The 15,201-nt window shown below is 47.2% G+C and carries 12 protein-coding genes and 2 pseudogenes; 9 read left to right on the forward strand and 5 right to left on the reverse strand.

The features are described 5' to 3' along the window. Positions 1-49: 49 nt before the first annotated feature. The 7 genes and pseudogenes from L0M14_RS07085 (at position 50) to L0M14_RS07115 (ending at position 7,071) form a co-directional block, all read left to right on the forward strand. Positions 50-1,906, forward strand: a complete 1,857-nt coding sequence (locus L0M14_RS07085; RefSeq protein WP_235121478.1) for a diguanylate cyclase domain-containing protein — start codon at positions 50-52, stop codon at positions 1,904-1,906. A 104-nt stretch (positions 1,907-2,010) separates the two neighbouring features. After that, the gene (locus L0M14_RS07090) at positions 2,011-2,478 is read left to right on the forward strand and encodes a heme-degrading domain-containing protein (protein WP_235121479.1); all 468 of its coding nucleotides are present in this window, start codon (positions 2,011-2,013) and stop codon (positions 2,476-2,478) included. A gap of 440 nt (positions 2,479-2,918) precedes the next feature. After that, positions 2,919-3,416 (forward strand): SgrR family transcriptional regulator, encoded by a 498-nt coding sequence (locus L0M14_RS07095; RefSeq protein ID WP_235121480.1) that lies wholly within the window; start codon positions 2,919-2,921, stop codon positions 3,414-3,416. 4 nt (positions 3,417-3,420) lie between these two features. Then, positions 3,421-4,758: an ABC transporter substrate-binding protein gene (locus tag L0M14_RS07100; RefSeq protein WP_235121481.1), complete on the forward strand. Its 1,338-nt coding sequence runs from the start codon at positions 3,421-3,423 to the stop codon at positions 4,756-4,758. 97 nt (positions 4,759-4,855) lie between these two features. Beyond that, positions 4,856-5,950, forward strand: a complete 1,095-nt coding sequence (locus L0M14_RS07105) for an SGNH/GDSL hydrolase family protein (RefSeq protein WP_235121482.1) — start codon at positions 4,856-4,858, stop codon at positions 5,948-5,950. Between the two features lie 190 nt (positions 5,951-6,140). Beyond that, a pseudogene (locus L0M14_RS07110) lies at positions 6,141-6,287 on the forward strand (DUF3231 family protein); the annotation flags it as partial. Positions 6,288-6,300: 13 nt separating this feature from the next. Beyond that, positions 6,301-7,071, forward strand: a complete 771-nt coding sequence (locus L0M14_RS07115) for a DUF3231 family protein (protein ID WP_235121483.1) — start codon at positions 6,301-6,303, stop codon at positions 7,069-7,071. Positions 7,072-7,205: 134 nt separating this feature from the next. Here the strand turns inward: L0M14_RS07115 and L0M14_RS07120 are convergent, their stop codons facing one another. The 5 genes and pseudogenes from L0M14_RS07120 to L0M14_RS07140 form a co-directional block, all read right to left on the reverse strand. Then, positions 7,206-8,387 carry an NAD(P)/FAD-dependent oxidoreductase gene (locus tag L0M14_RS07120; protein ID WP_235121484.1) on the reverse strand — a complete coding sequence of 394 codons (1,182 nt, stop codon included), beginning with the start codon at positions 8,385-8,387 and terminating at the stop codon, positions 7,206-7,208. A gap of 22 nt (positions 8,388-8,409) precedes the next feature. Next, complete coding sequence (locus tag L0M14_RS07125) at positions 8,410-8,835, reverse strand: DUF1641 domain-containing protein (protein ID WP_235121485.1); 426 nt, start codon at positions 8,833-8,835, stop codon at positions 8,410-8,412. A gap of 413 nt (positions 8,836-9,248) precedes the next feature. Further along, complete coding sequence (locus tag L0M14_RS07130) at positions 9,249-10,016, reverse strand: exodeoxyribonuclease III (protein ID WP_235121486.1); 768 nt, start codon at positions 10,014-10,016, stop codon at positions 9,249-9,251. A gap of 177 nt (positions 10,017-10,193) precedes the next feature. Beyond that, positions 10,194-10,665 (reverse strand): annotated as a pseudogene (greA, locus tag L0M14_RS07135) (transcription elongation factor GreA). Between the two features lie 675 nt (positions 10,666-11,340). Further along, positions 11,341-12,423: a ParB/RepB/Spo0J family partition protein gene (locus L0M14_RS07140; RefSeq protein WP_235121487.1), complete on the reverse strand. Its 1,083-nt coding sequence runs from the start codon at positions 12,421-12,423 to the stop codon at positions 11,341-11,343. 274 nt (positions 12,424-12,697) lie between these two features. On the opposite strand from L0M14_RS07140, the gene L0M14_RS07145 reads away from it, so the two are divergent. Together L0M14_RS07145 and L0M14_RS07150 are read left to right on the forward strand one after the other, a co-directional pair. Then, complete coding sequence (locus tag L0M14_RS07145; RefSeq protein WP_311198846.1) at positions 12,698-13,627, forward strand: LacI family DNA-binding transcriptional regulator; 930 nt, start codon at positions 12,698-12,700, stop codon at positions 13,625-13,627. A 223-nt stretch (positions 13,628-13,850) separates the two neighbouring features. Then, the gene (locus L0M14_RS07150) at positions 13,851-15,161 is read left to right on the forward strand and encodes an ATP-binding protein (protein ID WP_235122843.1); all 1,311 of its coding nucleotides are present in this window, start codon (positions 13,851-13,853) and stop codon (positions 15,159-15,161) included. Positions 15,162-15,201: the final 40 nt, after the last annotated feature.

Genomic DNA, 15,201 nt, shown 5'->3' on the forward strand with positions numbered 1-15,201 from the left:
ATTATAATAAGATATTACTCATACATACGTTTTTTTGAAAGAGGGCATCATGAAGCTATACGCATTAAGAGGATATATGCTTCTCCTTATACTTGTTTTGAATATAACGCTGTTAGCCGGAACTGTCTCAGCGGCAAACCGATACCCGATAAAGTCTTCGCAAACCGCGGTTAATGGCGTACTGGATTTGACTCAGAATGATATGAACCAGACCTATCCCTTGGATGGTGAGTGGAGATGGTATCCTAACGAACTATTAGTACCGGGTCAGCTCGAAAATAAGCCTATAATGACAACGAAGGTTCCAGGTAACTGGAACTTGGCTCCAGCTGACGCTGGACGTATTGAGCCTTACGGTTCAGGCACATATCAATTGGACATCCTTCTGCCGGAGCATTCTTCAGGCCAAATGTGGGCGATTCATGTTCCTACTATTTACTCGGCGTACACGTTCTGGGTTAATGGTCGCCTAGTTGAACAGAATGGTGTGACAGGGGATACCCAAACCGAGCAGCCAGGGAGGCCGACAAAGGTAATTTCATTTGCTAGTGATAGCGATCGTATCCAATTGATGTTTCAAGTTACGAACCATATCTATCGCAGTGGGGGAATTACAAGCAGTATTCACTTCGGCAAGTCGGAATCTGTATATCGGTTTTCAAACATGCGAATCTCTACGGAGTTATTCTTAACGGGTGGTTTAATTATGATGTCGGTCTATCATCTTGGGCTGTATGTCTTAAGAAGAAAAGATCGTACTCCATTGTATTTCGGTATGTACTGCTTAACTCTTGGAATAAGAGGTTTGTTTACCGGGGAAAGGGCCATCTACGATTTTAATGCGGGGCTTAACTGGGCATTTGCCTTACGTTTTGAATACATCTTATTATGCATCAGTGTTATCGCCTTAGCGTTATTTGTCAAAAGCGTGTTTCCGAAGGAAATCCATTGGGTGGGAGCAGGGACCATCATTGCTCTGACATCTTTCTACATAGCGTTGTGCTTGATGGCAAGTCCTGAAGTGGTATCCCGATATTTGCTTTATTTCCAATATATGATGCTCATTGCCGTCCTCTATGCTCTTTATGTTTTTTTTATGGCTATCAAAAGAAAACGCGAGGGAGCCATCATTTCGGGAATAGGGATTACCTGCTTTGTCATGACGGTTATTAACGACATCTTATCTTCCCAAGGATTCATAGAGACGGAGTTCTATGCTACACACGGGTTATACGTGTTTATTATTTGCCAATCGTTTATTTTGGCGATCAGCTTTTCCAGAGCGCTGACATCCAGCGAAGAGTTAACTCAGAAACTGCTCGTCATGAACAGCTCTTTGGAAGAGATCGTGCAGGAGCGCACTCAAGAATTGAAAGAATCCAATCAAGCTCTGCTCGTTCAATCCTTGCTGGATGGACTGACCGGTATTGCTAACCGTAGATGCTTTAATGACAATGCTCATGAGATGCTTCAGGGCAAAGAGGGTTTATGCTTATTGCTTATGGACATTGATCATTTCAAAAAATATAACGACACCTACGGACATTTCAAAGGTGACGAATGCTTGAGGAAAGTGGCTAAGGCGCTCCAAGCAGAAGCTTTCAAGGCTGGTGGTATAGCAGCCAGATACGGAGGCGAAGAATTTGCGGTGATTGCTCCTGCGGATCAGGTAATACCAAAGCAGTTTGCGGAGCAGCTGGTTGGCTGCATCAAGAAGCTTCAACTTCCGCATAGCGCCTCGGAGACAGAAGCTGTAGTGACCATTAGCTGCGGAGTAGCTGTAAGAAAAGCCAGTGACGACCCTGTGAGTATAGACACCGTCATTCAAATTGCGGACCAAGCGTTATATACAGCGAAGGCGTTAGGGAGAAATCGGTATTACATAGCTTCGGTTGAGGAAAGATAGGTTCGATGGAAATAAAAATGCAGGAATCGGCAGATACAGATCGAATTAAGAGTATGAACACGTGTTTAATAGTGTCCTACTACTCGTGAAGGAAGTGCTGATTCTTGAAGCCATATGACGAATTGCTGCAAGAGCTATTAGAGCAAGAAGAACGTTTACAATTCATTGAATTTACTAATGATACGGCTTATCAGGTAGGGACCGGCATCATCGCGAAAGCAGTTCGGGAGCGCAAGCAGATTGTCGTGGATATCCGAAAAGACGGAGAAGTTTTATTTTACAGCAGAATGAATGGTACCAGTTCCCATAATGACGAATGGGTGAGATGGAAGAATAATGTCGTACATCATTACAAACACAGCTCCTATTACATGCATGTTTCTATGAATGCGAAAGAATCTTCTGTCGAGAACGATGGACTGGATCCGAATGAATATAAAGCGGAAGGCGGTTCATTTCCTCTTATTGTCAAAGGCAGTGGTGTTGTTGGAACAATAACCGTATCGGGACTGCCTGGTGATCAGGATCATGGTATGGTAACAGCGGTACTTCAGGAGCTGCTTATGAAGTAAGCGGTCAGAACTCAGGTCCTGTATTCGTGTACCATGTGACCTTTGCGAGGAGCAGCTGGCAGAGAAAGAGAAGCCGGACGGAGAATTAAACAGGAGCTGTATCGCTGCTAACGGCCTACAGCCTATAGCTTATAGCTTACAGCTTACAGCTTACAGCCTATAGCCTAGCTTTCTGCTTATTGCTGGAGCTTGCTCTAGTGCCTGAGACGCCTTGTCCGATTGGGACATGTGGTTGGCAATACCGGTTTTCAAGCTGTTTTCATGCGGAAGGAGGATGCCCGATATGTTTGTGGGGCATCCTCCTTCGTTTTGCCGGAAGCCCGAATAGGATACTGAGGCAGATGCTGATGGCAAAAACTGTTTACTCCATGTTCATCGTTGACGAAAAAACGCTTCCCCCTATACTTTTTCATAATCGGAAATCAGGGAGGATACCCTTCATGCAGCTTGCTTTGCAGTATGCACAATTGAAAGCGTCGATCCAACATCGGCAGGCGAGCCCGCTTAACTCGGATGTGCCGGTTACCATAGAGGAAATTGCGGGGCATTTGTTCTGTACAGAGCGTAATGTGAAAATATTGATCCGTAAGATGTCCGATAGCGGATGGATCCAATGGACGCCCGGCAGGGGGCGTGGCAATCGATCGACAATCCGTTTTCTCGCAGCAGCGGAAGATTTACTGCTGACCGAGGCCAAATGCTACGTGGAGCAGGGCAATTTAAACAGTGCAATGAGCTTGTTACAGTTGGAAGGGTTGGACCCTGGGACTATGGAACGCTTTCATGCCTGGCTTGGCGACTATTTCGGGTATCGAGGGTCGCAGGATGCTGCAGCAGCCGACGTATTGCGGCTTCCTATGCGCAGCAGACTGCTCACGCTTGACCCGGCGGAGCTGTTATTCTCGCGCGATCTTCATTTTTGTGAAGCAGGTTTTTGACACATTGATTCGCTATAACCCGGTGAAAGGAGCGCTAGAGCCAGGTCTGGCGCATGATTGGCGCAGCAGTGAGGATGGGAGGGTCTGGACGTTTTATTTGCGAAAGCGGGTTCACTTCCATCATGGCCGTGAGCTTTCGGCTGATGATGTGGTATTCACGCTGAAGCGCTTGAAAGACTGGGGCGAAGCATCACCGAGCTGTTGGCTCTGCGAATCTATTATTGAGGTGCAAGCATTGGACCGCTTAACTGTATGTGTAAATCTCGCTGAGTCCAACTATATGTTCCCTCACTATGTCAGCTCCTACCCAATGGCGGTCCTTCCCCAGGATGTGTACAGCAGGAACAAGCAGGAGGACCTTCGCTTGTATCCCGTCGGCACGGGGCCATTTCGCGTGACCCGGCATGACGAAGGCGGCATTACGCTAGAGGTCTTTGAGGATTACTTTGGTGAAGGAGCGCACTTGGACCGCGTAGAGATGCTGTATATTCCGCGAGTCATGAGTGAAGGGGACAACTGGTCGCAGTGGAATTTTCATATAGGGAAGATCAAGCATTATCAGCAGCAGCCTCCGCCCAACTGGCGTATCAAAGAAGCGATGACGCTGGGTTCGAATCTGCTCGCTTTCAATTTACGTAAAGACGGTCCTCAGCGGCACATGTTAGTTCGCAAAGCGCTGAACCGTATCCTGGATCGGGAAGGCTTGATCGCGCGTCTGGAGATGCATAATGCCATACCGGCTCGGGGGTTTCTTCCGCCTGATTCTCCTGGGGAATCCCCACGGGATCATGAGCCGGAGAAAGCGCGTCAGCTCCTCGCGGCATGCGGCTATCAAGGCGAGTGTCTATCTATGGTATTCAGCCCTTCACACGCCCATGAAGCTGACTGGATTCGCGAGCGCTGCGCAGAGGTAGGCATTACAATAGAGTTGAGACCCTACACGTACGACGAAATGTCAAGAACGGAGCGGTTACTGGAAGGCGATATCATTCTAGGTGGCGTTGTAGCGGATGACGATGAGGCGCGCTGCTTGCTGGAGATGTACAAAATACGAAATATGCTCATTCGGGTGTGCGCCTCGGACGAGAGCAGAGCCCAGTTCGATGCCATGATACGAAGCATCGTTGCTCAGCCCGATGGACAGGAACGTATGCGGCAAATCCGTGCGATGGAACGGATACTCACCGATGAGTACCACGTGTTGTTTCTCGTGCATACGACGCAGCAAACGGTGTTCAGCCCCCACCTCAAAGGGATTTCTGTCAACACGCTGGGATGGTTTGATTTTAAGAGCATATGGTTTCGGCCGGAGTTCCCACAAGAAGCGGCAGTACAGCCGTGATCCTGGGTCAGCAGTCATTGCCTCTTCTAACGTATTGGAGAAGCATGGTGACCGGAACGCTGGATGACTAAACGACATAGAAAAGGTGAGCGAAGGCATGAATATTCATCAACATCGAAATCCGTTGTCTACGACATGGACGAAGGCACAAGAAGGCAGAGTAACAATCGGCTTTATCGGAGGCTCTATAACGGACGCGCGTCCCCGCCACAATTGGCCGGAGCCGGTTATCGCCTGGTTTGCGAACGCTTTTCCGAATTCCAAAATCATCGTCGAGAATGCTGCCATAGGTGCGACCGGTAGTGACTTGGCGGTTCTAAGAGCCGGCCGTGATTTGATTGATCGGGGCTGTGACCTAGTTTTTATCGATTACGCAGTGAATGATAATGAGACGGCAACGGAGCGGCGTATGCGTACCCGCGAGGGATTGATTCGTAAGCTCTTGGAGGGTGAAGGAAGAGACGTTATTTTGACCTATACGTATTGTCAAGATATGTATGAGGATATGATGACAAACCAAGTGCCGCCGTCCATACGTGAGTTTGAGCAGCTGGCCGAACATTACGGCTTAGGCTCCGTATGGATGGGGCTGCATGCTTTGAGTGAAGTGCGAAAGGGCTTTATGCGTTGGGAAGAATGGCTGCCGGACGGTCTTCACCCGACACAACGAGGAAGCTTCTCCTATGGCAGCAGTGTGATTGACTTCCTGGAGGAAGAACGACGCCGGTTCGAACAATCAGGGGGAGCAGAGCCTTGCCATGGTAGCCTGCCAGAGCCTGTAAATAGTCAGAATTGGCAGCATACCTTCCAAATTCCTTTGGAAGACTTGGAGACAGATGGCCCATGGGTGATACGCCGCTGGCCCTATTATGAGTGGATTGATCAAGTGTTGGAGACATCGGCGGTAGGAGCCAAAGCCTCCTTCAGCTTCGAAGGGCGAGGCGTTGCCCTTGGTTTTGATTTCGGTAAAAGATCGTCCGAGTTTCGGTATCGGATCGATGAGGAGGAATGGGTTGCTGTGGAACGCGATCGTCCGGATTGGGTACAAGACGATGGGTGGTATAGGCTTAGTGTTTTGACAGACGAGCTTAAGCCTGGTTCTCATCATCTGGAGCTGGAAGTCATCCACGGCAATAGAGCGGAGTGCCAAGGCACGAATTTTCGACTGGCTATGGTAGGTGTCATTCAATAATCGTTTTCATATTTCCCCTTTTGTGTATAAAATTTCATTTTCAAGTTATCCTAATATGGATTTGAAATCAAAAGGGGGGTACTCATGATTGCGCACAGAAAACCAGCATGCATCTGCAAGTAAAGATCTTCGTATTGCATTGACGTCCAGCGAACTGACACCCTTGTGGACTGGTTATCTGGGAGATAGTATGGCAAACTGCGTACTCCAATACTTTCTGAGTAAAGTGGAGGATGACGAGATCAAGCCGGTCATCGAATATGCGCTGGGATTAACGTCCGAGCATATCACCTTTAAGCAAGAACTGTTTCGTAATGAAAGGTTTCCGATTCCGCATGGGTTTACGGAGCATGATGTCAACGTCCATGCACCGCGATTATTTTTCGGATACCTTTGCGCTGCTTTATTTGAGAAACATGGGGATTGCAGGCACAGTGGCCTACTCATTAGGTGTTGCTTGCAGCTTCCGGGAGGACATTCGAGCCTTCTTTAATCACAATCTGAAAACAGCAGCAGAACTTATCGAGAAATCGACTACGTTACTCTTGTCCAAGGGATTGCTGCCTCGGGCTCCTTTTATCCCTTATCCGGATTCAGTGGAATACGTACAAAAGGAAAGCTGGCTAAACGGCTTGGTTGGTGACCGAAGGCCGCTGAATATCGCAGAAATAACGCAATCTTACCTCAATACGTTGACCAACTCGCTTGGTCAGTCTCTGATGATGGGATTTGCTCAAGTGGCCCAATCTGCTGAAGTAGTAAGGCATATTGTTAGAGGAAGAGATATTGCGACCAAACACATCGAAGTGTTCACTTCTCTGCTTCGCGATGATCACTTGCCTGCGCCTACCACCTGGGAAACTGAAATTTCCAGCTCAACAGAGCCTCCATTCTCCGATAAGCTGATGCTGTATCAAACCGTATCACTCTCGGCCGTAGGGCTTGGAAATTACGGGGCGGCATTGTCAGCCAGTACACGCCGTGATTTGGCGGGCATCTATCTTCGGCTTGCTGCGGAAATCGGAACCTATGCCGATGATGGGGCAGAGCTGATGATCCAAAACAAGTGGCTGGAAAAAATGCCCGGTGCTGTCGAGCGAGATGCGCTGATTAAGACATGAGTAGACCATTCTATGAAAAAAGGCGATTTTTACGGTACACCTCACCGTAGAAGTCGCCTTTTGAATGTAAAAAATAGAAAAAAGATCAGTCCATCACTCGAAAGTGAAAAACTGATCTTGAGGTTAATCTGCAATTAGTAAGCCAGTGCAAACATACCGTGAATGTGGGACAGGTAGCGAATGTTGCTTGCTTCCTTCATCATGGTAGCAGGCAGGCCTTTCAGCTGTGTATTGTTGCCGCCGATGATGCCGATGCCGTCTTTACGGCCGAGGCTTCCCAGTGTACCGGAGAAGACAGGCACGAATGTATCCATCGCGCCGCCTTTGATCGCGACGGATAGGTTGTAGCCAACGGTTTCGCCCATTTGCCAAGCGATTTGAGCAGTTGGAGGATAGGGACGCTCTCCGCCTTCAGGGAATACAACCGCGCAGTCGCCGGCCAAGTATACATCAGGATGCGAAGTGGATTGCAGGGTCGAAGTCACTGTTGCGCGACCGCGATCTTCCGCGATACCGCAGCTGCCGACAACCGGATTGCCTTTCACGCCGCCCGTCCAGATGATGGTGTTGGATTGAATCGTTTGACCGTTTTTCAAAGAAACGGAATTTTTCGTAGCTTCTGTGATGGCAACGCCTGTCAAGAACGTTACACCGCGCTTTTCAAGGCTTTCAACCGCACGGTCGATAAGTACCTTAGGGAATACAGGCAGAATGGAAGGACCAGCTTCCACGCAGTACAAGGAAACGTCGTTAAAGTCGATGCCTTTGCTGCGGCAAACTTCAGGAAGCTTATCTGCGAATTCGCCGACTAGCTCGACGCCTGTCAACCCGCCTCCGCCGACAACGATTGTCGCGTCTGCTTTGTCTCCGGATTTCTTATAAGCATCCAGACGAGCTTCCACGTGTTGACGGATTTTGTTGGCATCAGCAGCAGACTTCAGGACGAAGCTGTTTTCTTCCAGTCCAGGAATACCGAAATAGTTCGTTTCGCTGCCTAGTGCAACAACCAGCAAATCGTAGGATTGTACAGCGCCGCTCTCAAGAACAACTTGCTTGTCGTTAGGCTTGATTTCCTTGACCGTATCCACCAGGATATCTACGTTTTTATCTTTGAGGACCTTGGAAAGAGGAAGCGCGACAGCTTGCTCTTCAATGGTGCCGCCGGCAAGACGGTGTAGCTCCGTAATAATTTGGTGAGTAGAGAAACGGTTAACCAGCGTAATGCGGGCTTCCGATGCATTCAAGTGTTGGCGTGCAGTCAGAGCAGTCAGAATACCGCCGTATCCGCCGCCTAGAATCAAAATGTGTTTAGACATATCCATACTCCTCTTGTTCGTATTAGTTTTTGCGTTCAGCCAATACGTTCAAGAACGCTTGAGCAAAACGAAGTGTCTTCTGTACTTCAGGATCCTTCAGCATTTTGAGCATAGCGAAGAGGCCGACAGTCGATCCTGCATCCGCTTGAGAACGCTCGCTTGCTTCGATGGCTGCTTGTGCGATCCCTTTAGCTTTCTCTTGTACAGGCTTGACAAATTCGCCAATGCCTTGAGCGAAATCATTGATAAGCACTTTGTCCGTAGCGATGCCTTGAGCAAAATCGTAAGCTTTCGTTAGTACGGTGACCATTTCAGCCAGTTTTGGCAAATTATCCACGAGTACGGTCAGGGACTGTTGTACCTCAGGTTTCATTAGTTGGTCCAGTACGTCTACTGTCTTTGTTTCCCCGACAAGCGTTGTCTCTTGAAGCGTAGGTGTTTGTGGCATGCGAGAAAGTCCTCCTTTGTATTGTGAGATCCGGCGCTGTCAAGTTGCGTTATGTAAAAGAGGTTCCTCCCGAGAGGTTGTAACATATTTCACATAATAGATTGCAGCATGCGAGCGAGTTCTATTTAGTCTACATGGCTCTGCATGTTTCTTGCGCAAACTACGACCACTTGCATGACCCAACCGGAATTTATTGCTTATTTCATATTCTACAACTTTTGACAGCAAAATTAAAAAGAAAATATTGCTAATTCGTGACTTTTACATGAAAAGTTCATAATTGCAACCGCATTCAGTGCTAATCTTTCTAGGAATGTCCAATTTAGCGGTTAGAAGGACATGATTTCGAACGTCGGATCCATAGGTTTACAGGTAAAGTATGTCCCTTTTGCCAGAGGAGAATTCGCAAGCTGCTATTGAACCGTTTTAGAGAAATCAAGCTCCAAAATTACCGGGCAATGGTCGCTCCCCAGCACATGGGCATCGATTCCCGCATCCGTCAAATACGGTGCCAAGCGTGATGAAGCGAGAAAATAATCAATGCGCCAACCAACGTTGCGCTCTCTGACCTTTGGCATATTGGACCACCAGGAATAGGCATCTTCTCGATCAGGGTAAAAATGGCGGAATGTATCGATGAAGCCTGATTGGAGCAGCTCGGTCATTTTGGAGCGTTCCTCCTCGGTGAAGCCCGAGTTGCCCTTATTAGCTTTCGCGTTCTTAATATCAATTTCTTGGTGCGCGACGTTGAGGTCGCCGCAGACAATGACCGGCTTCACTGCGTCGAGTTGGTTCAAGTAAGCTCTGAAGCGGTCTTCCCATTCTAGTCGGTATGGCAGCCTGGACAGGTCGCGCTTCGCATTGGGTGTATACACGGTGATGAAGTAGAATGTTTCAAATGTAAGCGTCAGGATTCGTCCTTCGGGCTCGCTGTCTTCTTCGATGCCGTACCGGACGGAGATCGGCTGCTGCTTGGTGAACACGGCTGTACCGGAGTAGCCTTTCTTCTCGGCATAGTTCCAATATGGAAAGTAGCCTTCATAGTTCAGGTCAATTTGTCCTTCTTGCAGCTTCGTTTCTTGAACGCAAAATATATCCGCGTCCGCTTGCATGAAGTAGTCGCTGAAGCCTTTATTCACGCAAGCACGCAAACCGTTCACGTTCCAGGATACCATTTTCACTTTCAAGCAGCTCCTTACAAGGCGTATTTTCTATGGAGCAGTATATCACACGTCGTCATGTATAACTTTGTATATTTTATGAAAACACCTGCAGCAAAAAAGACGCATGCCACGGGGACGAGTGCGTCTTTTTGCTGAATATGCTTTTTAATCCTTACATGTTTCAGTAGGCATTAATTAAGCCTTGATTTCCAAAAGCTCGTATTGGATCACGCCCATTGGCGCGTTGACACTGATTTTATCACCGACGGATTTGCCGATGAGGGATTGTCCGAGCGGGCTTGCATACGAGATTTTGTTGTCATTGACATCAGCTTCGGACGGGCCGACAATGCGGTATTCGATTTTCTCTTTAAATTCCAGATCATTCAATATTACTGTGGAACCGACCTGTACGTTTGAAGTGTCGATTTTATCAATGACACGGACGTGCTTGAGCATGCGCTCAATGGATTGAATGCGTGTTTCCATATGAGCCTGGTCGTCTTTGGCCGAGTGGTACTCGCTGTTTTTCCTTTAAGTCTCCATAGCTGATCGCAATTTTGATACGTTCCGCCATTTCTTTTCGCTTGACGGTTTTGAGTTCCTCGAGCTCCTGCTCAAGGGCAGCCAATCCCTCTTTTGTCACAATAACTTCTTCTTTAGACATCTGGACAACTCCTATCATTGTAGCGAATGCATTCGTTAATCATACAGCAATTTTACACGAAATCAACACAAGATGCGAAAAAAGGAAAAGGGCTTCGATATTTTTTGAAAATGTGGCGGAAGTAACAGAAAGCGCGCATCTGCTATGTTATGATACAGAACGTAACAAGGAACGACGAACTTATAGGAGGAATGACAAACATGGTAAGCAAAAAAGTAATGAAATCAGTAGGGAAATTAGCATTAGCGGCAGCTATTCTTGGCGTAAGGGGTGGCAGGTCCGTTAACGACAACGAAAGCATCCGCGATGAGCTATAGCGGTTATACACCGGCTACATTGGGCGAAGCCTGTGAAATGGCGTACTGGTACTATTTCTTAAGATAGTCGAACTGGAAGCCGAGCTCAGACCTCGAGATCCGAGACATTAAACCCGAACCACTAGATTCAACTTCAAGCCCCGATCGAACAGCCCCGGTTTTCACTTGCTTGAAAATTAGAATTGACCCCACTATTCAGATCAGCTCTACAAGTCAAGGTCACTTATGGTGAAAGGCGCAAATCGTTGATACGAGGGATAGCCTACTACTACTTCTTCTTCTTAATAGGACGCGGGCGTTTATCAACGAACAAATAAATGGATGGTGGACTCTCGTCTGCCATCCATTTTTCCTATCACTATTTCCGCAAAGCCTCGCGAATTTGTTTCCAATGACTAACCTGAAGCTCCAGCTCGTTGATCAAAGTGTCTACGTCAAGCAGGAAAGCTGCTTTATCCGTCAATGGAGCCTGAATGCTGTCAGTACCTGCAGCAGCCTGCTCTTGGATTGCGGTCTGGAGCAGCTTCAGCTTGCGCTCGATGGAGCTGACAGCAGGCACAGCAGCAGCGGCGGGGGAGGCAGCAGCAGATTGGAGCGGATCGGACGGGGCAGAATTTGCCGCTGCTGCCGCGACTGTAGAAGCACCTGCGGCAATCTCTTTGGCAGCTTCTGCCTGAGCATTCTTCTTGCTCTTGGCTGCCGGCTTCGGCGCCAACGATTTGGCTCTTTCCGTCCGGTTCTGATTGTAGACCGACCAGGTTTCCAGCAGCTCGCGTCCGGATTTGTAAAGCAGCTTGCCCTTCGTATTGTCCGACATGTCGGAGTCCTTGAACAAGCGGGCGATCTTCTTCACATCGCTGACCGGCAGCTCGTCTCTGGCAATAATCAGTGCTAATGGATCTCGATGCTCCATCAGCAAATCCTTGATCGGAATGAGTTGATCTTCCGTTAGCTGATCCTTCCTGATCTCCGTGCCGCTTACAATGAGCTTTCTGATGGAGGGACCGAACTTCAGCAGGTCGCATTTATTTTTAATATAAGATTCGGGCTTGCCCAGCTTGCCGGAAAGATATTTGATCGATTTGGTGAACCTCGGATCGTTCATCAGCTTGTCAAACGCTTCTGCTTCTTCAATCGGAGAGAAGCCTTCTCTGGTTAAATTTTCGGCAATTTGCTCCAGATAAATTTCCGTTTCATCTGTAACGGCGGATACGATGCAGGGAATGGTAGCGCGGCCAAGAGCTTTGCTGGCTTTATAGCGCCTATTTCCATAAATAATCTTGTATCTGCCGTCGGCGGTGGCTCTCACCTTAATGGGGGAAAGGATGCCAAGCTCTTCGATGCTTTTCATTAATTCTTGGAGAGCTTCTTCACCAAATTGGTATCTAGGCTGAGCTGTATCTTCATCGATAAGCTCTGTTCGAATATCCAGAATGTCCATGTTGTGTTCTCCTATTCCGTAGATAATAGTATCAACTTATATAAAGCTTGCTGGTATGAAATGGGTTGTGCGATCCGCTCTTAACTCCCTATCGAGAAGTATACCATAAATTAGTAGAGTCTATCATGGATAGAAGCTTTGGAACTTTAAGCCACATTCATTATACAGGATGAGACAATAGAGTACACGAAGGAAGGTTTGCAAAAACAATTGAAAACGATTTCATTCGCGGTATAATAGATATACAACTGATTTTAAAGCGAGGTCTTGTAAAGTGAACAAGAAAATTATTGATGTAGCCCATAGAGCGGGAGTTTCCCCTACTACGGTTTCCAGAGTGCTGAATGACAGCCAATTGGTGACCGATGAAACAAAATTAAAAGTGCAGAAGGCCATCGAAGAACTCGGTTATCTTCCTCATGCTTCAGCCAAGAGCTTACGATCCCAGAAAACAATGACGATCGGGGTCGTCGTGCCGGATATTAATGTCTCCTATTATGCAGAAATCATCAAAGGCATTGAGAATGTTGCCTATGCGAACAAATATAAGGTGCTGATATGCGATTCGGATAATTCCAGTAAGAAGGAGAGGGATTACACCAATTTGCTACTGGACCGCACTGTAGACGGGCTGCTGCTCACCCAGTCGCAGCTTAGCGACGAGGAGATTATCCGTATTCATGAGTATGGTTTTCAATTGGGGGTAATTGGCAGGTATATCGAGCATCCGACACTGCCGTGCGTGTATACCGATAATCGAAGCTTTTCCACCAAGGTCGTTGATTATTTAATTGAAAACGGTCATGAACGAATTGCTTTTATTGGCGGTTATATGGACGCTTCGGACAGTATCGATCGTTTCGAAGGCTATAAACAGGCGATTCTCAACCATGATATTCCGTACCTGGCTTCGCTCGTTGAACATGGTGATTTCGATGAAGCCGGAGGCTATGCTGCTTTCATGCGGCTATTGGCTCAAGGTGAGAGGTTTAGTAGCGTATTTGCAGCAAATGATGAGATGGCGCTTGGTGTGTACAGGGCTTGCAAAGAACAAGCTATCCATATTCCCGGTGAACTGTCCGTGGTCGGGGTGGATAACAACCGAATATCCCAATATGTCACACCGGCTTTATCAACGGTCAACCAGCCGAAGTATAGAATGGGGGGTACTCATTGCGGAAAAGCTGATCGATCTTCTGAATGAGAAGGGAACGGTTTCGCAGCGCGTATTTCAGGTAGAATCGGAGTTTATCGTGAGGCAGTCAACAGGACCCGTACATGACACGGTAGGATTGTAGGAAGAGAGCGATGAGCATATGAAACGAATCTATCAATTCTTACATGATGAATGTTATAGATAATTTAGATATATCGCATTTACATACAAGCTGCATTCGTGCATAATCGTGAAGGAGCTATTGGTTGAAATGCGAGGTGCGGCTATGTATGTGACACTTTCCTTGAAGGACTTACTATTGAATATGTTGATCGTGATTACCCCTACCTTTGTCTATCAATTTTATTGGACTAAGAACGGAGGTGTGGAGAGCGGTAAGGATGGATTTATTGTAGGGATCTGTTCCGCCGTTTCTTTGCTTCTCTGCATGACATTTCCTATTCATATGGATGGAGGCTTTATTTATGACCTCCGATTTCTCCCGGTCATTCTAAGCTTTTTATACGGCGGTAGATGGTCAGGCGTCTTTGTCACTCTATTATTATTTGCATACCGTTATACGCTGGGCGGTGGAGGCGGAAGCGGATTTTATTTGACCTTATTAATTAACTCTCTATTTTCCGCCATGTTGTATGTCATGATCCCCGCCTTTCATAGAATGTCCCGAAATGCCAAGCTTCGATTGATTGTCTGGTTCTCCTTAGGCAGCTCCGCATTTTTTTTGTTCATACTCATTGTAATGAGGTGGAAGGCGCACATCCCGATTAGCCATGAATTTGTGTTTTTTGGCTTCCTTTATTTGATGGTGCATCCCTTGACTTCGTGGACGATGGTATATTTGATCGAGGAGCTCCGGGAAACCGCTAAGCTGCGGGAGAATATTCAACGAGCGGAAAAGCTTCAAGTGCTCAGCGAGCTGTCGGCATCCGTTGCTCACGAAATCCGCAATCCGATGACAACGGCTAGAGGGTTTATGCAGTTAATGAAGCAGGAAGTCAAGGACAATACCAAGCTTCACTTCTATTCCTCCATGATTATTGATGAAATTGACCGTGCGCAGCTCATCATTAATGATTTTCTATCTTTTGCCAAGCCTCAGGTAGAGAAGATGGAGTACGTGGAGATTGAGCCGCAGATGAAGCAGGCGGTGGATATTATGACTCCGTACGCGCTGCTTAAGAATGTCGATATTCAGATGAGTCCATTTGAAAATAGCCCTTTGGTTTACGTGAGTAAGGAAAAATTTACCCAATGTTTAGTTAATATCTTGAAGAATGCCGTTGAATCGATCCAAACAGATGAGGGGCTTATTCAATTCAGCGCATCCATAAACGGAGATTATACAGATATTCATATTCGAGATAACGGTGTGGGCATGACGACGGAGGAAGTGAATCGGTTGGGGGAGCCTTTTTACTCGACCAAAGAAAAGGGAACAGGTCTGGGGATGATGGTATGTCACAGGATCATACAATCTTTCCAGGGAAACGTTGCCGTTTCCAGTGAGAAAGGAAAAGGAACGTTAATTACAATTACACTGCCGATTCATCAAGCGAGCTGATAAAGAAGAAGCATATCCGTAACCAGAGCATGCTGGCGGG

The sequence above is a fragment of the Paenibacillus hexagrammi genome (assembly GCF_021513275.1).
Classification (GTDB): Bacteria; Bacillota; Bacilli; order Paenibacillales; family NBRC-103111; genus Paenibacillus_E; species Paenibacillus_E hexagrammi.

Excerpts from the sequence above, each read along its gene's own strand:
- L0M14_RS07115 (WP_235121483.1), top strand. The coding sequence starts at position 6,301 with ATGATGTCAACGTCCATGCACCGCGATTATTTTTCGGATACCTTTGCG.
- L0M14_RS07105 (WP_235121482.1), top strand. The coding sequence starts at position 4,856 with ATGAATATTCATCAACATCGAAATCCGTTGTCTACGACATGGACGAAG.
- L0M14_RS07120 (WP_235121484.1), bottom strand. The coding sequence starts at position 8,387 with ATGTCTAAACACATTTTGATTCTAGGCGGCGGATACGGCGGTATTCTG.
- L0M14_RS07150 (WP_235122843.1), top strand. The coding sequence starts at position 13,851 with ATGCGAGGTGCGGCTATGTATGTGACACTTTCCTTGAAGGACTTACTA.
- L0M14_RS07125 (WP_235121485.1), bottom strand. The coding sequence starts at position 8,835 with ATGCCACAAACACCTACGCTTCAAGAGACAACGCTTGTCGGGGAAACA.
- L0M14_RS07140 (WP_235121487.1), bottom strand. The coding sequence starts at position 12,423 with ATGGACATTCTGGATATTCGAACAGAGCTTATCGATGAAGATACAGCT.
- L0M14_RS07095 (WP_235121480.1), top strand. The coding sequence starts at position 2,919 with ATGCAGCTTGCTTTGCAGTATGCACAATTGAAAGCGTCGATCCAACAT.
- L0M14_RS07085 (WP_235121478.1), top strand. The coding sequence starts at position 50 with ATGAAGCTATACGCATTAAGAGGATATATGCTTCTCCTTATACTTGTT.